21 protein-coding genes are annotated in these 19943 nt (G+C 69.4%); 17 read left to right on the top strand and 4 right to left on the bottom strand.

Annotated features, from left to right (window positions below):
- Nucleotides 1-59 precede the first annotated feature (59 nt).
- Both steA and BM199_RS12950 read left to right on the top strand, forming a co-directional pair.
- A complete protein-coding gene (gene steA / locus BM199_RS12955; protein ID WP_091673161.1) occupies nucleotides 60-1244 on the top strand; it encodes a putative cytokinetic ring protein SteA in 1185 nt (394 codons plus the stop codon).
- Entirely contained in the window at nucleotides 1241-2188 is a 948-nt protein-coding gene (locus tag BM199_RS12950) for a copper transporter (RefSeq protein WP_091673159.1), read from the top strand. The genes steA and BM199_RS12950 overlap by 4 nt, the downstream gene beginning before the upstream one ends.
- Nucleotides 2189-2234: 46 nt before the next feature.
- Here BM199_RS12950 and aroA read toward each other — a convergent pair whose 3' ends face one another.
- Nucleotides 2235-3551, bottom strand: a complete 1317-nt coding sequence (gene aroA / locus BM199_RS12945) for a 3-phosphoshikimate 1-carboxyvinyltransferase (RefSeq protein WP_091673286.1) — start codon at nucleotides 3549-3551, stop codon at nucleotides 2235-2237.
- 160 nt (nucleotides 3552-3711) lie between these two features.
- Here aroA and BM199_RS12940 point away from each other — a divergent pair, with 160 nt between their 5' ends.
- Nucleotides 3712-5412 carry a CTP synthase gene (locus BM199_RS12940; RefSeq protein WP_091673158.1) on the top strand — a complete coding sequence of 567 codons (1701 nt, stop codon included), beginning with the start codon at nucleotides 3712-3714 and terminating at the stop codon, nucleotides 5410-5412.
- Between the two features lie 92 nt (nucleotides 5413-5504).
- The gene (locus BM199_RS12935) at nucleotides 5505-6158 is read left to right on the top strand and encodes an NUDIX domain-containing protein (RefSeq protein WP_245788330.1); all 654 of its coding nucleotides are present in this window, start codon (nucleotides 5505-5507) and stop codon (nucleotides 6156-6158) included.
- Between the two features lie 9 nt (nucleotides 6159-6167).
- Here BM199_RS12935 and BM199_RS12930 read toward each other — a convergent pair whose 3' ends face one another.
- Nucleotides 6168-6674, bottom strand: coding sequence for a DUF1707 domain-containing protein (locus tag BM199_RS12930; RefSeq protein WP_091673156.1), 507 nt, complete (start codon nucleotides 6672-6674; stop codon nucleotides 6168-6170).
- Nucleotides 6675-6735: 61 nt separating this feature from the next.
- Here BM199_RS12930 and xerD point away from each other — a divergent pair, with 61 nt between their 5' ends.
- The 6 genes from xerD (at nucleotide 6736) to BM199_RS12900 (ending at nucleotide 11775) form a co-directional block, all read left to right on the top strand.
- Nucleotides 6736-7671: a site-specific tyrosine recombinase XerD gene (xerD, locus tag BM199_RS12925; RefSeq protein WP_091673155.1), complete on the top strand. Its 936-nt coding sequence runs from the start codon at nucleotides 6736-6738 to the stop codon at nucleotides 7669-7671.
- Between the two features lie 140 nt (nucleotides 7672-7811).
- Nucleotides 7812-8786: a ParA family protein gene (locus BM199_RS12920; RefSeq protein WP_091673153.1), complete on the top strand. Its 975-nt coding sequence runs from the start codon at nucleotides 7812-7814 to the stop codon at nucleotides 8784-8786.
- Complete coding sequence (locus BM199_RS12915; protein WP_091673151.1) at nucleotides 8783-9277, top strand: hypothetical protein; 495 nt, start codon at nucleotides 8783-8785, stop codon at nucleotides 9275-9277. Before BM199_RS12920 ends, BM199_RS12915 begins: the two co-directional genes overlap by 4 nt.
- Before the next feature lie 2 nt (nucleotides 9278-9279).
- Nucleotides 9280-10188: a segregation and condensation protein A gene (locus tag BM199_RS12910; RefSeq protein WP_091673149.1), complete on the top strand. Its 909-nt coding sequence runs from the start codon at nucleotides 9280-9282 to the stop codon at nucleotides 10186-10188.
- A gap of 59 nt (nucleotides 10189-10247) precedes the next feature.
- Nucleotides 10248-11033 (top strand): SMC-Scp complex subunit ScpB, encoded by a 786-nt coding sequence (gene scpB / locus BM199_RS12905; RefSeq protein ID WP_091673283.1) that lies wholly within the window; start codon nucleotides 10248-10250, stop codon nucleotides 11031-11033.
- Entirely contained in the window at nucleotides 11023-11775 is a 753-nt protein-coding gene (locus tag BM199_RS12900) for a pseudouridine synthase (protein WP_091673147.1), read from the top strand. The genes scpB and BM199_RS12900 overlap by 11 nt, the downstream gene beginning before the upstream one ends.
- A gap of 48 nt (nucleotides 11776-11823) precedes the next feature.
- Here BM199_RS12900 and BM199_RS12895 read toward each other — a convergent pair whose 3' ends face one another.
- A complete protein-coding gene (locus tag BM199_RS12895; RefSeq protein WP_091673146.1) occupies nucleotides 11824-13008 on the bottom strand; it encodes a cation:proton antiporter in 1185 nt (394 codons plus the stop codon).
- Between the two features lie 7 nt (nucleotides 13009-13015).
- Nucleotides 13016-13498, bottom strand: coding sequence for a cation:proton antiporter regulatory subunit (locus BM199_RS12890; protein WP_177242595.1), 483 nt, complete (start codon nucleotides 13496-13498; stop codon nucleotides 13016-13018).
- Between the two features lie 237 nt (nucleotides 13499-13735).
- Between BM199_RS12890 and mbhE the strand changes: the two genes are divergently transcribed.
- The 7 genes from mbhE to mnhG are packed head-to-tail and all read left to right on the top strand — an operon-like array spanning nucleotide 13736 to nucleotide 19861.
- Entirely contained in the window at nucleotides 13736-16078 is a 2343-nt protein-coding gene (gene mbhE, locus BM199_RS12885) for a hydrogen gas-evolving membrane-bound hydrogenase subunit E (protein ID WP_091673144.1), read from the top strand.
- Nucleotides 16075-16671, top strand: a complete 597-nt coding sequence (locus BM199_RS12880) for an MnhB domain-containing protein (protein WP_091673143.1) — start codon at nucleotides 16075-16077, stop codon at nucleotides 16669-16671. The genes mbhE and BM199_RS12880 overlap by 4 nt, the downstream gene beginning before the upstream one ends.
- Nucleotides 16668-17108 (top strand): Na(+)/H(+) antiporter subunit C, encoded by a 441-nt coding sequence (locus BM199_RS12875; RefSeq protein WP_091673141.1) that lies wholly within the window; start codon nucleotides 16668-16670, stop codon nucleotides 17106-17108. The genes BM199_RS12880 and BM199_RS12875 overlap by 4 nt, the downstream gene beginning before the upstream one ends.
- Nucleotides 17105-18637 (top strand): Na+/H+ antiporter subunit D, encoded by a 1533-nt coding sequence (locus BM199_RS12870; RefSeq protein ID WP_091673140.1) that lies wholly within the window; start codon nucleotides 17105-17107, stop codon nucleotides 18635-18637. Before BM199_RS12875 ends, BM199_RS12870 begins: the two co-directional genes overlap by 4 nt.
- On the top strand, nucleotides 18634-19245 hold the full coding sequence (locus BM199_RS12865; protein ID WP_091673138.1) for a Na+/H+ antiporter subunit E: 612 nt from the start codon (nucleotides 18634-18636) through the stop codon (nucleotides 19243-19245). Before BM199_RS12870 ends, BM199_RS12865 begins: the two co-directional genes overlap by 4 nt.
- Nucleotides 19242-19508, top strand: a complete 267-nt coding sequence (locus BM199_RS12860; protein ID WP_091673137.1) for an MrpF/PhaF family protein — start codon at nucleotides 19242-19244, stop codon at nucleotides 19506-19508. Before BM199_RS12865 ends, BM199_RS12860 begins: the two co-directional genes overlap by 4 nt.
- Nucleotides 19505-19861: a monovalent cation/H(+) antiporter subunit G gene (mnhG, locus tag BM199_RS12855; protein WP_177242594.1), complete on the top strand. Its 357-nt coding sequence runs from the start codon at nucleotides 19505-19507 to the stop codon at nucleotides 19859-19861. Before BM199_RS12860 ends, mnhG begins: the two co-directional genes overlap by 4 nt.
- Nucleotides 19862-19943 lie beyond the last annotated feature (82 nt).

Genomic DNA, 19943 nt, shown 5'->3' with positions numbered 1-19943 from the left:
CCGGTTCGCTTCGGCGTGGCGGACGCGTCAGCGGGTGTCCATTTGTCACCATCGATCTCATGAAGCTCACCGGCCTGCTCACGCGGAACAACGAGACGCTGCCCGGGATCACCGGTGTCGCTCGTGTCGATCGGCGTACCCGCGAACTGCTGCGCAGGGTCGGACCCGGCGACATCGTCGTGCTCGACCAGGTCGACCTGGACCGCTCGACCGCTGACGCACTGGTCGGCGCCGAGGTCGCCGCCGTGGTCAACGCCTCCCCTTCGATCTCCGGCAGATATCCGAATCTGGGGCCGGAGATCCTCGTCAGCGCGGGTGTTCCGCTCATCGACTGCGTCGGTGGCGACGTCATGCGCAGCGTCAAGGACGGCAACAGGCTGCGAGTGCACGAAGGCGCCGTCTACGTCGGGGACCGTCAGGTCGCCTCGGGCACCGTGCAGACGCCGGAGAGCGTCGCGGACCAGATGGTCGAAGCCAAGGCCGGGATGTCGACCCAGCTCGAGGCCTTCTCCGCGAACACCATCGAGTTCCTTCGCAGGGAACGCACGCTCATTCTCGACGGAGTCGGCGTGCCCGAGGTCAGGGTCCCGATCCGGGACCGCCATGTGCTGGTCGTCGCGTCGGGCAAAGGCCACCTCGAGGACCTGCGCGAACTGAAGAAGTACGTCGGCGAGCACCGGCCGGTCCTGGTCGGCGTGGACGCCGGGGCCGACGCCCTGCTCGCGGCGGGCTACGTGCCCGACATCATCGTGGGCGACCCGCTCGGCATTCAGGCAGAGACCCTGAAATCCGGGGGAGAGGTCGTGGTTCCCGCCCAGCCGGACGGCTACGCGCCTGGGGTGGCGCGGATTCAGGACCTCGGAATCGGCGCGGTCACGTTCCCCGCGTCCGGCAACTCCGAGGACCTGGCACTGCTGATCGCCGACGCGCATGACGCCGCGCTCGTGGTGACGGTCGGCTTCCAGGCGACACTGCAGGAGTTCCTGGATCACGGCAGGTCCGGGTCGAATCCCTCGACCTTCCTCACCCGTCTGAAACTGGGAACCAAGCTCGTCGACGGCAGGGCGGTGGCGACACTGCACCGCAGCCGGGTATCCATCGGCGCGATCATGCTGCTGGTCCTGGCCACCCTCGTCGTGGTCGCGGCCGCGCTGCTCGTCTCCGACGTCGGCAGCGTGTACGTCGGCTGGGCCGAGGACACCTGGAACTCTTTCACCAGTTGGGTCAAGGGGCTCTTCACGTGATTTCACTGCGCTACCACATCGTTTCCATCGCGGCCGCGTTCCTCGCCCTCGCGATCGGGGTCGTCCTCGGCTCCACGGCTCTCAACGGTTCCCTGCTTTCGGGACTGTCCAGCGAGAAGAGCCAGCTCGCGAGCCAGGTGTCCGATCTGGAGGCCGAACGCAACGAGTTGACCGCGCGTCTCGGTGACGCCGACGCCTTCGCCGGTTCGGTCGGGCCGAAGGTGGTCGCGGGCACCCTCGACAAGCGCTCGGTGATGTTGGTGACCACGGAGGACGCCGCGCCCGCCGACCGGGACGCGGTCAAGCAACTGATCGGTGCGGCCGGAGGGTCGGTCTCGGGCGAGGTCCAGCTGACGGCGGCGTTCAACGATCCCGATCGGGCGGATCAGCTGCGCGAGGTCGCGACCCGGTTGCAGCCTGCCGGTGCGCAGTTCCCGACGGCAGGCGACCCGGGCACGCTCGCGGGTGCGCTGGCGGGTTCCGTCCTCCTGCTGGACAAGGACTCCGCGAAACCGCAGTCCACCCCGGACGAACTGGCGGCCGCGTTGAGCGGACTGGCCGATGGCGGCTTCATCAAGCCGGCGCAGGATGTGCGGCCCGCTCAGCTTGCAGTGGTCCTCACCGGCGGTGAGGAGACCGGGAACGGCGCGGGTGACCGTGCGTCGACACTGGGCCGCTTCGCTACCCAGTTGGACCGCTCCGGTGCGGGGACGGTGCTCGCCGGTGTGCCCGGCGCGGCGAACGGGGCCGGGCCCATCGGTGTGGTGCGTGCCGACACCGCGGCCACGTCCATCCTGTCCACCGTGGACAATGTGAACTCCTCGGCGGGCCGGGTGGCCACCGTGCTCGCGCTACGCGAGCAGCTGGAGGGCAACTCGGGACGCTACGGCGTCGCGGGCAACGCGCAGGGGCCCGCACCCGGAGTGCGCCAGGAAGGCAGCTAGAACTCACCCACCCTGGTCTCGCACTTTCCCGGGAAAGTGCGAGGCACTAGTCCCTCGGGCGGTTGACCAGCCGCTCCCATGCGGGGACGAAGCCGGGGAACGTCTTGGCAACCGTGCCGGGGTTCTCCACCTCGACCCCGGGCACGCGCAGGCCCAGCAGCGCGCCCGTCATCACCAGCCGGTGGTCCTCGTAGGTGCGGAACGTGCCGGAGTGCAGTGGCACAGGTGAGATGCGCAGCCCGTCCTCGGTCTCGGTGACGTTTCCGCCCAGTGCTCCCAACTCGGTGGCCAGCGCGGCGAGCCGGTCGGTCTCGTGCCCACGCAGGTGCGCGACACCGGAGATGACCGACGGCCGGTCGGCGAAGCACAGCACCGCGGCGACGGCCGGAGTCAGCTCGCCGACCTCGTGCAGATCCAGGTCGGCGCCGCGAACCGCGCCGCTTCCGGTGACGGTGAGCCCCGCGTCGTCGAGCACGGCGCTGCCGCCGAGCTCACCGACGAGGCTGCGCAACCAGTCACCCGGCTGGGTGGTCTCGTCGGGCCATCCTGCGACACGCACCGCGCCCCCGGCGAGCAGGGGGGCGAGGACGAACGGCGCCGCGGTGGAGAGGTCGGGCTCCACCGTGTAGTCCGGGCAGGACAGCGGCGCGGGCGGCACGTGGAACTCCGTGCCGGAGCGCTCGGGCCTCGCCCCGAACCGGCGGAGCATGTCCAGGGTCATCGCGATGTGCGGCTCGCTCGGCGGCGCGGAGCCGACCAGACGGACCGTGACGCCCCGTTCCGTCGCGGGCGCGACGAGCAGCAGGGCCGAGAGGAACTGGCTGGAGGCCGACGAGTCCAGCTCCACGCTGCCGCCGGGCAGCCCGCCGCGGCCGTGCACGATGAACGGTGGCGCTCCGCGGCCGTCGTCGTCGATATCGGCCCCCAGTTCGGCCAGCGCGCGCAGGAGCGGACCGACGGGCCTGCGCCGGATCGCCGCGTCACCGTCGAACCGGACGTCGTGTGTGCCGAGCGCGGCCAGCGCGGGCGTGAACCGCGCGACGGTGCCCGCGTTGCCCATCGCCACCTCGACCGTCTCGCCTGGTGTCGCGGCCGTCTCCGCACCGGTCGTGACCGGATGGACGCGCACGCCTTCAGCGACCCGCTCGCAGCGGGCCCCCATCGCCGTGAGGGCGTCGAGCATCAGGCGCGCGTCACGGGAGTCCAGCGGCTCCCGGATCAGTGTCGGCCCCGCGGAGAGGGCCGCGAGAACGAAGGCACGGTTGGTGATGGACTTCGACCCGGGTACCCGGATGCTCGCGTCGACCGGTGTGGCCGCCACCGGCGCTGTCCAGGTGTTCTGCTGCGTGCTCGGCTGGGACACGGTGCTCACTTTCGTCGACTGATCGGTCGTGCCGGGTGCTGCGTGGTCGGCGCGCGAGGGGCTGCCAGGACCCTCGCATACGACGCCGGACACGACACCATCGAACTACGAAGGCGAGCCTGGTGAGCGGCCGGGGCACGGTGAGATAAGGTGGAAGCCCGTGGGACTTCAGCCGCGGACAACCAAGTACGTTTTCGTCACCGGAGGCGTCGCCTCCTCTCTGGGTAAGGGGCTGACGGCGTCCAGCCTTGGACAGCTCCTCACCGCACGTGGGCTTCGGGTCACGATGCAAAAACTCGATCCATATCTCAATGTGGATCCGGGAACCATGAACCCGTTCCAGCACGGCGAGGTCTTCGTGACCGAAGACGGCGCTGAGACCGATCTGGACATCGGTCACTATGAGCGATTCCTCGACCGCAACCTGTCGGGTTCGGCCAACGTGACCACCGGGCAGGTGTACTCCGAAGTCATCGCCAAGGAACGTCGCGGCGAGTACCTCGGCGACACGGTCCAGGTGATCCCGCACATCACCGACGAGATCAAGTCGCGGATCATGGCCGTCGCAGAGTCCGACGGGACCGGACTGCAACCCGACGTCGTGATCACGGAGGTCGGCGGGACCGTCGGCGACATCGAGTCGCTGCCGTTCCTCGAGGCCTGCAGGCAGGTTCGGCACGACGTGGGCCGGGACAACTGCTTCTTCCTGCACGTCTCGCTGGTGCCGTACCTGGCACCGTCGGGCGAGTTGAAGACAAAGCCGACCCAGCACTCGGTCGCCGCACTTCGCAACATCGGCATCCAGCCGGATGCCCTGGTCTGTCGCGCCGATCGGGACCTTCCCGAGGATCTGAAGCGCAAGATCGGTCTGATGTGCGATGTGGACACCGAGGCCGTCGTCGCCTGCCCGGACGCACCGTCCATCTACGACATTCCCAAGGTGCTGCACCGCGAGGCGCTGGACGCCTACGTGGTCCGCCGCCTCGGCCTGCCGTTCCGGGACGTCGACTGGACGGTGTGGGGCGACCTGCTCGACCGGGTGCACAATCCGGCCGAGACCGTTCGGGTGGCCGTCGTCGGCAAGTACATCGACCTGCCGGACGCCTACCTTTCGGTGACGGAGGCCCTGCGTGCGGGCGGCTTCGCCCACCGAGCGAAGGTCGAGATCGTCTGGGTGCCCTCCGACGAGGCAACCACCCCGGCCGGCGCCTCTGCGGCACTGTCCGATGTGGATGGGATTCTCGTGCCGGGCGGATTCGGCGTCCGGGGGATCGAGGGGAAGGTCGGCGCGATCACCTTCGCCAGGACCCGCGGCATTCCCGTGCTGGGATTGTGCCTCGGCCTGCAGTGCATGGTGATCGATGTCGCCCGCAATCTCGCCGGGCTGGCGGACGCCAACTCCGCCGAGTTCGGTGAGGAGACCTCCACTCCGGTGATCTCCACGATGGCCGACCAGCGTGACGTCGTGGCCGGGGAGCGGGACATGGGCGGCACGATGCGGCTCGGGGCCTACCCGGCCAAGTTGACACCCAACTCGCAGGTCGCGCTGGCCTACGGCGCGCGGGAGGTGTCCGAGCGGCACCGGCATCGGTACGAGGTGAACAACGCCTACCGCAAGCAGCTCGCGGCCGCGGGCATGGTCTTCTCCGGCACGTCGCCGGACGACCGCCTGGTCGAGTTCGTCGAGCTGCCCAAGGACAAGCACCCGTTCTACGTCGGCACGCAGGCGCACCCTGAGCTGAAGAGCAGGCCGACCAAGCCGCATCCGCTGTTCAGCGCGTTCATCAAGGCGGTGGTCGGATACCGGACCGCCGACCGGCTGCCCGTTGAGCTGCCGGAGTCGCCAGTGGCGGCGAAGTGAGTGAGCCGGGCGCGGGTGGTGAGTCCGGCGGTGAGGGTCCGGCGAGCGAACTGCACGGCGCGCGGAGCGGAGCGAGCACGCCTGATCGGGCGCTGAGTGAGCCGGGCGCGGGTGGTGAGTCCGGCGGTGAGCCGGGCTCTCACGATTTCCGCGTCCTCTCCACTGAGGACATCCACATCGGACGAGTGATCGGGCTCAGGGTGGACGAGGTGGCGATGCCGGGTGACGGCACGGCACGGCGGGAGGTCGTGGAGCATCTCGGTGCGGTCGGTGTCGCGGCCGTGGACGACGCGGGCGACATCACCCTGATCCACCAGTACCGGCACCCGATCGGGCGCAGGCTGTGGGAGCTGCCCGCCGGACTCCTCGACGGTGCCGGCGAGAGCCCGGTGGCGGCCGCGGCCAGGGAGTTGGCCGAGGAGGCCGGCCTGGCCGCAGGGCGCTGGGAAACCCTGGTGGACGTCGCGGCCTCGCCCGGCTTCACCGATGAGGTCATCCGGGTGTTTCTCGCCCGCGACCTGCGCGAGGTGCACCGGGACGTGCTCGGCGAGGAGGAGGCCGACCTGGTCATCCGGAAGGTGCCGCTGACCGAGGCGGTACGGATGGCACTGGCCGGCGAGCTCGTCAACGGGGCGACGGTCGGCGGGGTACTGGCGGCGCACGCGGTGCTCACCGGCGCGGCCGTCGCCCGGCCCGCCGACGCTGCGTGGCAGGACCGTCCGACGGCCTTCGCGAGCCGCCGCTGACTGCCCGTCTCAGTCGCTCAGCTGCCTGCCGTGCCCGTCCTGGCCGCCGTTCACCAGCAGCAGGATTCCGTCGATCAGCGGCCAGAGCGCGCCGAGTCCGAAGGTGACGAGGGTGACCAGCAGCTGCGCGACGGCCATTTTCGCGTGGCCCGTGTAGAAACGGCCAACTCCGAACGGCAGGACGATCTGCAGGACGCCGGCCACGATTTTGGACTTGTCCGAGGTCGTCACCGGAACCTGGGCCGCGGGCCGGTACGCGGGTGGCGCCGCGTACCGGGGCTGTGGCGGGGTGGGCGCTGCCGGTGGCCGCAGGAACGACGGCAACGGCGCGGGCAGATCGAGGAACAGGGCCCTGAGGTCGGCGCGGTTCTTCGCCTCGAAGGCCGCGGCGACCCGGCTCTCGTACTCGTCGGTGGACAGCCGTCCTTCGGCGAAGTGGTCACCGAGGACGCGGCCGGCCTCCTCCCGTTCCGAGGTGCCCACACGGAGGGATTCGGGATCCAGCGGACTCGACATCCCATAACGTTACCGAAGTCACCGTCCCCCAACCGGTCGTCGGTGTGCCTAGAGTGTCCACATGAGTCGCGCTGGTGCTACCGCGGTAGACCGGGTGATCGCCGCGTACCTCGATCACCTCGTGGTCGAGCGCGGCACGTCGCGCAACACACTCGACAGCTACGCGCGGGACCTGCGCAGATACTCCTTCCACCTGGAGCAGTCCGGTGTCACGGACTTCACCGCCATCACCGCGGCCGACGTGACCGCGTTCGGCGCCGCGCTCAGGGAGGGCGACGAGGAGCACCAGCCGCTGGCGGCGTCGTCCGCGGCACGGGCGCTGGTCGCGGTCCGGGGACTGCACCGGTTCGCCCAGGCGGACGGCATCACCGAACTGGATCCGGCACGTGAGGTGCGGCCCCCGGCGTCGGCGAAACGCCTGCCGAAGGCGCTTCCGGTGCACGACGTGCTCCGGCTGCTGGACATGCCGCCCGCCGAGGGGGATCGGGCGCTGCGGGACAGGGCGCTGCTGGAGTTGCTGTACTCCACCGGTGCGCGGATCTCCGAGGCCGTCGGGCTCGACCTCGACGACATCGACGATGGGGAGCGCACGGTCCTGCTGGACGGGAAGGGCGGCAAGCAGCGTCTCGTGCCGATCGGCAGACCCGCCGTGGACGCACTGCACGCGTATCTGGTCCGGGCGCGGCCCGCGCTCGTGGGTCGCGGAAGGGGCGCGGCGGCGGTGTTCCTGAACTCGCGCGGCGGCCGGTTGTCCCGGCAGAGCGCCTGGCAGGTCCTCAAGACCACAGCCGAACGCGCGGGAATCGCCGCCTCCGTCTCCCCGCACACCCTGCGGCACTCGTTCGCGACGCATCTGCTTGAGGGCGGCGCCGACGTACGGGTGGTTCAGGAGTTGCTCGGGCACGCCTCTGTCACAACCACTCAGGTGTACACGCTCGTCACGGTGAACACTCTGCGTGAGATTTACGCCGTCGCGCATCCGCGGGCACTCGGCTGAGGGACGGCGTGCTAGCGCGGGAAAAGTACTGGCCCAGCGCCCGGCGAGCCGCTTTGCCGCGCCGCGACGTGCCCGAATAGGCTGCGCTGGTCCGTGCACGTATTCGGCAAGACCACGGCCGAACGAGGAGCTTTTCCCCGATGTCGACTTCCCAGCAACCGGCGGCGTCCGCGCACGCGGGTCCCCGCCCGTTGAACATCGCGACCGACACCGGCGGCGATCCGGGAGAGTCGGCCGCGCGCACGCGCAAGGGCAAGCGCCGAGGCGACAAGGACGACGGCAGGCCGAAGGTGGGCCCCACCGGACGCCCGATCCGCGAGATTCCGGAACCGCCCGCGCTGGACAGCCACGGGCCGGCACGTGTCATGGCGATGTGCAACCAGAAGGGCGGGGTCGGCAAGACGACCTCCACGATCAACCTCGGTGCCGCGCTCGCCGAGTACGGCAGGCGCGTGCTGCTGGTGGACTTCGACCCGCAGGGTGCGCTGTCCGTCGGGCTCGGGATCCAGCCGCACGAACTGGACCAGACGGTCTACAACGTGATCATGGAACGGTCGGTCGACATCGTCGATGTCATTCGCTCGACCTCGGTGACCAACGTCGATCTGCTGCCCAGTAACATCGACCTGTCCGCAGCCGAGGTTCAACTGGTGGCCGAGGTGGGCCGCGAGCACACGTTGTTGAGGGTGCTGCGACCCGTGATGGATCACTACGACTATGTTCTGGTCGACTGTCAGCCATCACTCGGGTTGCTCACCGTCAACGCGCTGACCGCCGCCGACGGGGTGATCATCCCGCTGGAGTGTGAGTTCTTCAGTCTGCGTGGTGTCGCGCTGCTGATCGACACCATCGAGAAAGTGCGCGAACGGCTCAACCCCAAACTTGATATCACCGGGATTCTCGCCACCATGTTCGATCCGAGAACCCTGCATTCGAAGGAGGTCATGGCGCGCGTGGTGGAGGCATTCGGTGAGATCGTGTTCGACACGGTCATCAACCGCACCGTCCGGTTCCCGGAAACCACAGTGGCCGGCGAGCCGATCACTCGGTGGGCACCCAAGTCGGCAGGTGCGGTGGCATACCGTGCGCTGGCCCGTGAGGTGATTCGCCGGTGAGCAGACGTGCTTCACTGCCCGGCGCGTCCGAGCTCTTCCGCCGGACGAGCAGCCCCGCGCTCGACCAGTCGGCCCTGGATCCTCGGTCCACACAGGACGATTCGCGAGGCCGCCGGGACACGGGCAACGGCGACAGCGGTGATCACGGCGGTGGCAACGGCAGCGGGAACAGCGGTGGCAACGGCAGCGGCAGCAGCAGTGCCCGTGACCAGCTGGCGAAGTCCTCCGCGTCGCGCCGGGGAACCGGCAGGCAGAAACACGACTCCAAGATCACCGTTTACGTCTCCGGTGACGAGCTGGTCGCGATGGAGCAGGCCAGGCTGACGCTGCGCGCCAGTCATGATCTGGCCGTGGACCGTGGCAGGCTGGTGCGGGAGGCGGTCGCGGTGCTGCTCGCCGATTTCGACGAGCACGGCGAGGACTCGGTGCTGGTGCGGCGGCTGCGAGACGGCGGTGTCGAGTCCCAGGACGAGGAAGCCACCAGGCACTGAGCATGGCGAGTGAACCTGCCGAAGGGACGCAAGCCGCCCCCGAGGCGGAGCACACCGACCAGCCGGTGGATCTGCCACCGGAGATCGCGGCGGCCGAGGACAACAAGTCCACCGCACGGTTCAAGGTCAAGCTGGCCAACTTCGAGGGCCCGTTCGATTTGCTGCTGCAGCTGATCTCGCAGCACCAGTTGGACGTCACCGAGGTCGCACTGCACACGGTCACCGACGACTTCATCGCCTACACGCGGGCGTTGGGGGCGGAATGGGACCTGGATGAGACGACCGAGTTCCTGGTCATCGCGGCGACCCTGCTGGACCTCAAGGCCGCACGGCTCCTGCCGTCCGCCGAGGTGGAGGACGAGGACGATCTCGCGCTGCTGGAAGCGCGCGACCTGCTGTTCGCCAGGGTGCTGCAGTACCGGGCGTACAAGCAGGTGGCCGCACTGTTCGCCGAACTGGAGGCAGGCGCACTGCGCCGTTACCCCCGGTCGGTGGCGCTGGAAGAGCGATTCGTGGGGCTGCTCCCGGAGGTGATGCTCGGCGTCGATCCGGCGAAGTTCGCCGAGATCGCGCTCGCGGTGTTCCGGCCGAAGCCGCCGCCCACGGTGTCATTGGACCACCTGCACGCGGGCAAGGTCTCGGTGCGCGAGCATGCCGCCGTGCTGCGCCTCCGGCTTGCCGAGACCGGGCACGCGACCTTCACCGACCTGGTGTCGGACTGCGAGCACACGATCGAGGTGGTGGCCCGTTTCCTCGCACTGCTCGACCTCTACCGTGAGGCGAGTGTGGCGTTCGAGCAGCTGGAGGCGCTGGACGAGCTGCACGTGCGGTGGCTCGGCGGATCGATCGAGGAGGCCTCGGCCGCCGCCGAGGAAGACCGAACGCGTGCTGACGACGAGGAGTATGGGTGAGCGAGCTGTACCCGGAGCGAGGTACGAGCGAGACCGATGGGACGCACGGCGCGCCCACGGTGGAGGCTGACGCCGAACCCCGCGAGCGGGCTCAGGAGGAACCCGTTCGCGACGGGGAGGTCCAGGCCGATGTCGTCGACCCGGTCGCGGCGGACGAGCGGGCTGACAGCGACCAGGCCGAGGACCTGACCGAAGCCGGGGGCTACCCGGCCGACGACGAAGTTGACGACTACCCGGCCGGCGCTGGCGCGGAGACCGACGACGAGCTGGTCGCGGTCGCCCAGCCCGACTCGCGGCCCGATGTGCTCGACGACGCGGTCCTGGAGTCGGCACTGGAAGCCCTGCTACTCGTGGTGGACTCGCCCGCAAGCGAGGAATCCCTGGCTGATGCCGTCGAGCAGCCCGTGCGCAGGGTCACCGAGACCCTGCGCTCGATGGCGACCCGGTTCACCGAGCGGGGCAGTGGGATCGATCTGCGCCGGGTCGGTGAGGGCTGGCGGTTCTACACCCGGGACACGTATGCCCCGTTCGTGGAGAAGCTGCTGCTGGACGGTCAGCGGTCCAAGCTGACCAGGGCCGCTCTGGAGACGCTCGCGGTGATCGCATACCGCCAGCCGGTGACCCGCGCGCGGGTGGCGGCCGTGCGCGGGGTCAACGTCGACGGTGTCATCCGGACGTTGCTCGCGCGTGGCCTGATCGAGGAGACCGGCACCGACTCCGAGACCGGGGGCACGCTCTACGTCACCACCGAACTGTTCCTCGAGCGGCTGGGTCTGTCGTCCCTGACGGACCTGCCTGCCATCGCCCCCCTGCTGCCGGAAGTGGATTCGATCGATGACATCTAGTGAACCCGAGGGCGTACGCCTGCAGAAAGTCCTGTCCAAGGCGGGGGTCGCCTCGCGGCGGGCGGCCGAGGACCTGATCGCGCAGGGCCGGGTCACGGTGGACGGGAAGACCGTCCGCGAGTTCGGGCGCCGGGTCGATCCCGACAACGCGGTGATTCACGTCGACGGCACCAGGGTGATCCTGCGCGACGACCTCGTGCACCTGGCGATGAACAAGCCCCGTGGCGTGCACAGCACGATGGTCGACGACCAGGGCAGGCCCTGCGTCGGCGACTACGTTCGCAGCAAGCTCCAGGACCGGGCCTCGGGCATTTTCCACGTCGGCAGGCTGGACGCGGACACCGAGGGCCTGCTGCTGTTGACCAACGACGGCGACCTGGCGCACCGGCTGATGCACCCGTCCTTCGAGGTCCGCAAGACCTACCTCGCCGAGGTCGACGGCACGGTGCCACGGGGACTCGGCAAGCGGCTGCGCGCGGGGGTGGAACTGGAGGACGGCCCGGTGAAGGCCGACGAGTTCCGGGTCAAGGACATGCGCCCTGGCCGCACACTGGTGGAGATCGTGCTGCACGAGGGGCGCAAGCACGTCGTGCGCAGGCTGCTCGCCGAGGTGGGCCATCCCGTGCAGAAGCTCGTGCGCACCGCCGTGGGCGACGTCCAACTGGGCAGCCCCAAGCCGGGCAACCTCCGCCCGCTCACCAAGGCCGAGGTCGGCTCGCTGTACCGCGCGGTGGGTCTCTGAACCGGAACTGCCGACTCGGCCATCGGAACTGCCAAGTCGGGTGTGGGGTCAGCCGGGGGCCGCGTTCACCAGTAGGCGGTTCTGGACGCTGCGGGCGACCGGCTCGACCACGCGGGCCGCGATCGGGCCGAGTACCGCCATCAGCAGGACGTATGCCGTCGCGAGCGCGGCGAGTCTGCCCTCCACGGCACCCGCGGATACCGCCAGCCCGGCGATGATGATCGAGAACTCACCTCTGGCCACGAGGGCGGCGCCGGCTCTTGCCCTGCCGAGCTTGCCGATGCCCTGCCTGCGGGCGGCCCACCAGCCGGTGCCGATCTTGGTGAACGTCGTGACCACCGCGAGCGCGACAGCCGCGCCGAGGACCGGCGGGATGGCAGCGGGATCGGTGTTCAGGCCGAACACGACGAAGAAGATCGCGGCGAACAGGTCCCGTAGCGGTTCGAGCACCCGGGTCGCGTTGTGCGCGGTGGAGCCGGAGATCGCGATACCGAGCAGGAACGCGCCGACCGCGGCCGACACCTGCATGGCCGAGGCGACCCCGGCGACCAGCAACGCCGTTCCCAGCAGCTTGAGCAGGAACACCTCACGGTCCTCGCTGTCCACGATGGCCGAGACGTAGCGCCCGTACCTGAGCGCGATCACCAGCACCACTGTGATCACCCCGAGGGAGATGCCCACCGCCTGCAGTCCGCCGAGGAAACTGACGCCGCCCAGGACCGCGGTCAGAATCGGCAGGTAGAGCGCCATCACCAGGTCCTCGAAGACCAGGACGGACAGCACGACCGGCGTCTCCCGGTTGCCGAGCCTGCCGAGGTCGCCGAGGACCTTCGCGATGATTCCCGAGGACGAGATGTAGGTGATCCCGCCCATCACCAGCGCACCGACCGGGCCCCAGCCGAGCAGCAGCGCCACGGCGGCGCCGGGTGCGGCATTCAGGACGATGTCGACCACGCCCGCGGTCCAGGATCGTTTCAGGCCGGTGACGAGTTCGGCCGCGGAGTACTCCAGACCGAGTAGCAACAGCAGCAGTACGACACCGATCTCGCTGGCGATGGACGTGAAACCGTCGATGCCGGTGAGCGGGATCAACCCGCCCTGCCCGAAGCAGAGGCCGCCGAGCAGATACAGCGGGATCGGCGACATACCGATCTTGCCCGCGAGACGCCCGAGTACACCGAGTACGAAGAAGACCGCGCCGAGCTCGATCAGTTCCAGTGCTGTGTGCGGCACCCGGACCTCAGCCCTGGGTCAGGATCTTGAGGGCCGCTGCCAGCCCCTCCGAGGTGCCGACCGCCACCAGCACATCGCCCGCAGTGAAGGTGAACTCCGGAGTCGGCGACGGGCTGACCTGCCCTGCCCGCATGACCGCGACGACCGACACGCCCGTGCGGGTCCGCAGAGTCGTGTCGCCGAGGGTCCTGCCGTCGAACGGCGACCCGGAGCGGATCGACAGTTGTTTGGTGTGGATTCCCGCGAACTCCCGGTGCTCCTCCGTGAGCTGGGCGACCAACTGCGGGGCTCCGAGCAGGTTCGCCAGTGCACCGGCCTCGTCGGCGTCGAGCGGGAGCGAGGCGAGGCAGGCGTCCGGATCGTCCGACTTGGACACGATCAGCTCGATCTGCCCGTCCCGGTGGGTGACGACTCCGACTCTGCGACCGTTGCGGATCGCGAAATCCTTGCGGACACCGATCCCCGGCAACGGCGTCACTTCGACGTTCACAGCTCCACGGTAGCTCAAGTTCATCGCCTCATTCGCCGGCGGGCTGCACATCCCTGTCGTTCGAGATGCCCTCTGCGCTCCCTTCTGCTCCACTTGTGTCACTTTCCGACAGGCGGGGTACTCCCCGAACTCGTACCGGGCCTTGCCGCTGCTGCTCCGCTTGCTTCGGCAGGCCCGGTCGCCCACGGCAACCGCGACGCAACGGCGGCGACGGAACGGAAACGGCGGGTGAGGTGCATGCTGATCGCCATCGCGGCGCACCTGCTCGTGGCCGCGGTGCTGCCGGTCGTGGCTCGCTTCTGGGGCAGGGCTGCCTTCGCCGTCGCGGCGCTGGTTCCCGCCGCGACGCTGGTCCTCACCCTCGCCCGCTCCGGCGAAGTGCTCCACGGGGAGCCCGTCACCGAGTCGCTGGCGTGGGCGCCGGTCATCGGACTCGAGTTCACCGTGCGGCTTGACGCCCTGTCCCTGCTGATGATCGTTCTGGTGTCCGGCATCGGCGCGCTGGTCCTGGCCTACTACGTGTCCTATGCAAAGGGGGAGCACGGGATCGGCCGTGACGCCACCGTGCTGCTGGTTTTCGCCGGAGCGATGCTCGGGCTGGTCGTCGCCGACGACGTGCTGTCCTTCTACGTGTTCTGGGAGCTGACCACGGTCTGCTCGTTCCTGCTCGTCGGCGGTGCGGGGGCCACGAGAGCCGTTCGGCGCTCGGCGACGCAGGCACTGCTCGTCACGACGTTCGGCGGACTGGCGATGCTGCTGGGGCTGATCCTGCTGGGTGACGCCGCCGGGACGTTCCGTATCTCGGAGATACTGGCCGATCCGCCGAGCGGTGCCGTGGTGAACGTCGCCGTGGTGCTGGTCCTGCTCGGGGCGTTCACCAAATCCGCCCAGGTCCCGTTCCATCCCTGGCTGCCCGCCGCGATGGTCGCCCCCACGCCGGTGAGCGCCTATCTACACGCGGCGGCGATGGTCAAGGCAGGTGTGTACCTGGTCGCCCGGTTCGCCCCCGCTTTCGCCACACTGCCCGCCTGGTGGCTGCCGGTGGTGGTGGTCGGACTGTGCAGCATGGTGCTCGGCGGCGTCCGGGCGATGCGCCAGCACGACCTCAAGGAGCTGCTGGCCTTCGGCACGATCAGCCAGCTCGGCTTCCTGATCGTGCTCGTCGGCGTGGGCACCCACACCGCCGCGGTCGCCGGGGCCGCGATGGTGCTGGCACACGGCCTTTTCAAGTCGGCGCTGTTCCTCAGCGCGGGAGCGATCGACAAACGGGCGGGAACGAGGGACATCAGGGAGCTGTCGGGCCTCGGCCGGCGATGGCCCGGCTTTGCCCTGCTGGTGGCGCTCGCCGCGGCCTCGATGGCGGGCATCCCGCCGCTACTGGGCTACGTCGGCAAGGAGGCGGCACTGGAGGCGTTCGCCCACGGCGGCGTCCGGGAGCTACTGATCCTCGCGGGCTTGGTGCTCGGCTCGCTGTTCACCGTCGCCTACAGCCTGCGGTTCGTCGTGGGCGCCTTCGGCACGAAGCGCGGGGTCGACGCCGTGCGGGTATCGGCGCCCGGCTGGGGTTTCACGGCACCGGTACTGGTCCCGGTCGCGGCCTCCCTGGTGTTCGGCCTGGTCGTGGGCTGGGTCGAGCCACTGGCCGCCGGATACGCCGAGGCGTATCCGGCCGGTACCGAGCCGTACCACCTCGCGCTGTGGCACGGCTTCTCCCTGCCGCTGCTGCTTTCGGCGATCATCCTCGGTGGCGGCTACCTGATCCATGCCCACGGCCGCTTCCCCTGGTGGGACGCAGATCTGCTGCCGAAGGCCCTGGACGCACAGCACGGCTACCGGAGCACGGTCTCCGCACTCGACCGGACCGCGCACGGCGTCACCGGCAGGGTGCAGACCGGCTCCCTGCCCGCCTACCTCGGAATCATCCTCATCACGGTGATCGTCCTGCCGAGTGCGGGCCTGTTCGCCGGCGTCGTCTGGCCCTCGGACATGGGCTGGTTCGACTCCTGGCTGCAACTGCCGCTCGCCGCCGCGGTGCTCATCGCCGCGGTGACCGTGCCGATGGCCCGGCGGAGGCTGACCGCGGTGCTGCTCACCGGCATGGTCGGCTACGGCATCGGTGGGCTGTTCGTGGTGTACGGCGGGGTCGACCTCGCCCTCGCGCAGTTCCTGGTGGAGTCACTCACGCTGGTGATCTTCGTGCTGGTGTTGCGCCGACTTCCGCCGTCGTTCACCCAGGGCAGGAGACCCGTCCCGAGCAGGCGCTGGCTGAAGGGAACCGTGGCCGTGACCGGCGGGCTGTTCGTCGCAACCGCCGCGGTGTTGTTCTCCACGGTTCGCGAGCAGCCGCTGGAAGCAAGCCGTGAGTACATCGCGAGAGCCGAACCCGAGGCGGGCGCGCACAACGTCGTCAACGCGATCCTCGTCGACTTCCGGGCGCTGGACACGGTCGGCGAGATCACCGTCCTGCTGGTCACCGCGACCGGTGTGGCGAGCCTGGGTCTCGCCGCGCGGTCGCGTCGCCGAAGGCGGGTTCCCGAGGCCGGGAGCGAGGCCCGGCAGGAGGAGGACGCGAGGTCATGAACCAGGATGCGGACACCCCCGCGGAACAGGGGCTGTGGGGTCAGTGGGACCAGCCGGCACAGCGTTGGCTGCTGGCCGGGCAGACCCGCCACGGCTGGCGGCGGTCGCTGCTGCTCGAGGTGAGCATCCGGATCCTGTTCCCCACGGTGCTCGTCGTCTCGATCTACCTGTTGTTCGCTGGGCACCACGACGCCGGAGGCGGCTTCTCCGGTGGCCTGGTCGCCGGCCTGGCCTTCGTGCTCCGCTATGTCGCGGGAGGCAGTGAGGAACTGGCGGCAGCGGTCCGGATCAGCCCGCCCGTCGTGATGGGCGCAGGCCTGAGCCTCGCGGTCCTCACCGCGCTGACCCCCGTCGCGTTCGGCGGGCCGGTCCTGTCCAGCGAGATCTGGACCGCTCACCCACCGTTGCTCGGTGAACTCGAGCTCCCCAGCAGCGTCGTCTTCGACGCCGGGATCTACCTGCTGGTAACCGGCGCGGTCCTGGAACTACTGCGCACACTCGGCGCGGGCATCGAGACCAGGGAACTCGAGGAACAGGTGCGCGAAACCAGGCGGGACGGCGATCAGCGGGCCGAGGAGGAGGGGCCACGGTGACGATCAACATCATCATGGCGGCCGTGCTCGCGGTGCTGTACTCGGTCGGCTTCTACCTGATCATGCAGCGCTCGCTGATGCGCGTGGTGCTGGGTCTGGTGATCCTCGGGCACGGCACGAACCTGTTCCTCCAGGTCGCCGGGGGTCCGTCCGGTGCGCCCGCGTTCGTCGGTTCCGTGGCGCCGGGAGCCATGGCGGATCCACTGCCCCAGGCGCTCGCGCTGACGGCGATCGTCATCACCTTCGGTACGACGACGTTTCTGCTCGCGCTCGCCTACCGGTCGTGGGTGCTGCGCGGGCACGACCAGGTCCAGGACGATCTTGAGGATCACCGGATCCGGAGCATGGCGGAGGACTGGGGCAACGAGCAGGAGGAGCCCGAGGAGACGGGAACGGCCGCGGGCCGGGGGACGGCACCGCCACGGGAGACGTCATGACGACGCTCGTCGCCCTGCCGGTCCTGCTGCCGTTGCTGGCCGCGGGCCTGTCCCTCGCCGCGGGCCGGTCACAGGTGGTGCAACGGCTGCTCGGTGTGTCGGTGCTCGCCGCGGTGGCGGGCATCGCCACGGTGCTGCTGGTACTCGCCGACGGGGACGGTCCACTCGTGTTGCAGGTCGGCGGGCACGCGCCGCCGTTCGGCATCGTGCTCGTCGCGGACCGGCTCGCCGCACTGCTCCTGCTGGTGTCGACGGTGGTCATGCTGGCGGTGCTCGTCTTCGCCATCGGGCAGGGGATCACCGAGGGCGGTGAGGTCCGATCGTTGCCGTTCCACCCGATGTACCTGGTGCTCTGTTCGGGTGTCGCGCTCGCCTACCTCACCGGTGACCTGTTCAACCTGTTCGTCGCCTTCGAGATGATGCTGGCCGCCTCCTACGTGCTGATCACCCAGCGAACCAACGCCAAACGGGTGCAGGCGGGAATGACGTACGTGATCGTCAGCCTCACGTCGTCCATGCTGTTCATCACGTTGATCGCACTGGTCTACGCCGCGACCGGGACGGTGAACCTCGCGGATCTCTCCGTCAAGATGCAGGAACTCCCACCGGGCGTGCGCACTGGTCTCGCGCTGCTCGCGGTGGTGGTTTTCGGGATCAAGTCCGCGCTCGTGCCGCTGCACTTCTGGCTCCCGGACAGCTATCCGACCGCGCCCGCGCCGATCACCGCCGTATTCGCGGGTCTGCTGACCAAGGTCGGTGTCTACGCGCTCGTTCGCACGCAGACACTCGTGTTCGACAGCGGCTCGAGCTGGACCCCGCTGCTCGCCCTGGCGCTGTTGACGATGCTGGTGGGCGCTCTCGGCGCGATAGCGCAGAACGACATCAACCGGCTGCTGTCGTTCCTGCTGGTCAGTCACATCGGCTACATGCTCTTCGGGCTGGCGCTGTTCACGGTCGCCGGCCTGACCGGGCTGATTCTGTACGTGGTGCACCACATCATCGTGCAGACCACGTTGTTCCTGGTCAGCGGCGTGGTGACGAGACGGACGGGCACGGTTTCCATCCGCGACATGTCCGGGGTGGCCGTGGCCTACCCGCTGGTCGCGGCGTTGTTCGCGGTGCCCGCGCTGAGCCTGGCCGGCATCCCGCCGTTCTCCGGCTTCGTGGCCAAGGTGACGTTGCTGCAGGCGGGGGCGCAGCTCGCGACACCGATGGCCTACGTCGTCACGGCCTGTGCGGTGCTGACCAGCCTGCTGACGCTGTACGCCATGGGCAAGGTCTGGGTGGGCGCGTTCTGGGGCTCCAGGCGTGCGCCGGTCCCCGACCCGGACCCTGAGGACGAGCTGGCGGTGGGCACCGCGAGGACCTCGAAGCCGATGCTGTTGTCCGCGGCGGGCCTCGTGGTGGCCGGGGTGGCGATCGCCGTACTGGCCGGACCGTTGTCCGGGGTGGGCGAGCGGGCGGCGGTGGACCTGCTCGACGGCGACCCGTATCGCACGGCGGTACTCGGCGTCGGAGGTGTCCGATGAGGCAACGGTTCTCCCTGGCACTGCTGATCTGGCTGTTCGTCGTCTGGGTGCTGCTCTGGGGCAAGCTGAGCCCCGTCGTCGTGCTCTTCGGCGTGATCGTCGCGGTCGCCACCCTGTTGCTGTTCCCGCTGCCCACCCGCTCCGGGGTCTTCGCGCGCCCGCTGCGGTTGCTCATGCTGGTGGGCTACACGGTGTGGGACCTGCTGACCTCGGCGGTGGGCGCGAGCTGGGAGGTCCTGCGCTACGGACGGAAGACGGCATCCGCCGTGTTCGCGGTGCCGATTCTCGCCGAAGCCGACCACGTGGTCGTCGCGTCGGCGAACCTCGTGTCGCTCACCCCGGACACTTTCGTGCTGCAGATCGACCGGCGGAGCGGGATCTTCTACGTGTACTTGTTGGGAGCGCGGTCGGACGGGGACGTGGCCAGTGCCTACCACCAGGTGGTCGAACTGCAGGTGCGGGTGCTCAGGGCGCTCGGCGGCGCGGACGAGATACGCGACCTGCGCGAGCGCGCCGACCGGGCGCACCGCGCCCGGAAGGAGAACCCGGCGACCACGGCGTCGTCGTCGCCGCCGTCGTCTTCGGAGTCTTTCGAGGAGGAGCCGTGACCGTTGTCTTCACGATCACGTTCGGGTTGCTCTCGGCGGCCGGTGTGCTCGCCATACTGCGACTGGCGAAGGGGCCGCGCACGCTGGACCGGATTCTCGCGCTGGACGTACTCCTCGTGCTCATCGTGGCCGGAGTGGCGGTCGGCATCGCCAGCTCACTCAAGGGTTTCAACATCGCGTTGTTGATCACGGTGGCACTACTGGCCTTCGTCGGCTCGATCGCCGCGATCCGGCTGGTCGAGCGCTGGGAGGAGTACCGATGATCGTCAGGGACGTACTCGCCGCTGTCTTCCTGCTGGCCGGAGCGCTGTTCTGCCTCATCGGCGCGCTCGGGGTGCTGCGTTTTCCCGATGTTCCCACCCGCCTGCAGGCCGCGACGAAACCGCAGACCGTCGGTCTGCTGCTGATCCTGGCCGGCGCGGCCGTCCGGGTGAAACCGGAGTACGCCGCCGGAATCACACTCGTGGCGATCTTCCAGGTGATGACCGCGCCCGTCCTGGCACAGTTGTTCGGCCGGGCCGCGTACCGCACCAGTGCGATCGACCGCTCCACGTTGACCGTCGACGAACTCGACGAACGGTTGCGCGCCGAACAGCGCGGTTCGGGCACCGACTGACGCTCGGCCAGCATCGCCAGGCAGAATGGACGACCGCGGACGGATTGGGCGCGCCGGAAGGCGCCAGGCCGTCCGCGGGCTG

Origin of the sequence: Amycolatopsis marina (assembly GCF_900111885.1) — a bacterium.
Lineage (GTDB): Bacteria > Actinomycetota > Actinomycetes > Mycobacteriales > Pseudonocardiaceae > Amycolatopsis > Amycolatopsis marina.
Note: the sequence above shows the minus strand (reverse complement) of the source record. Positions and strands in the feature narration are given on the sequence as shown.

Bases quoted from the DNA above. Each gene is read 5' to 3' on its own strand.
- steA (WP_091673161.1), top strand. From the start codon at position 60: ATGAAGCTCACCGGCCTGCTCACGCGGAACAACGAGACGCTGCCCGGG.
- BM199_RS12930 (WP_091673156.1), bottom strand. From the start codon at position 6,674: ATGTCGAGTCCGCTGGATCCCGAATCCCTCCGTGTGGGCACCTCGGAA.
- xerD (WP_091673155.1), top strand. From the start codon at position 6,736: ATGAGTCGCGCTGGTGCTACCGCGGTAGACCGGGTGATCGCCGCGTAC.
- BM199_RS12920 (WP_091673153.1), top strand. From the start codon at position 7,812: ATGTCGACTTCCCAGCAACCGGCGGCGTCCGCGCACGCGGGTCCCCGC.
- BM199_RS12910 (WP_091673149.1), top strand. From the start codon at position 9,280: ATGGCGAGTGAACCTGCCGAAGGGACGCAAGCCGCCCCCGAGGCGGAG.
- BM199_RS12900 (WP_091673147.1), top strand. From the start codon at position 11,023: ATGACATCTAGTGAACCCGAGGGCGTACGCCTGCAGAAAGTCCTGTCC.
- mbhE (WP_091673144.1), top strand. From the start codon at position 13,736: ATGCTGATCGCCATCGCGGCGCACCTGCTCGTGGCCGCGGTGCTGCCG.
- BM199_RS12880 (WP_091673143.1), top strand. From the start codon at position 16,075: ATGAACCAGGATGCGGACACCCCCGCGGAACAGGGGCTGTGGGGTCAG.
- BM199_RS12870 (WP_091673140.1), top strand. From the start codon at position 17,105: ATGACGACGCTCGTCGCCCTGCCGGTCCTGCTGCCGTTGCTGGCCGCG.
- BM199_RS12865 (WP_091673138.1), top strand. From the start codon at position 18,634: ATGAGGCAACGGTTCTCCCTGGCACTGCTGATCTGGCTGTTCGTCGTC.
- mnhG (WP_177242594.1), top strand. From the start codon at position 19,505: ATGATCGTCAGGGACGTACTCGCCGCTGTCTTCCTGCTGGCCGGAGCG.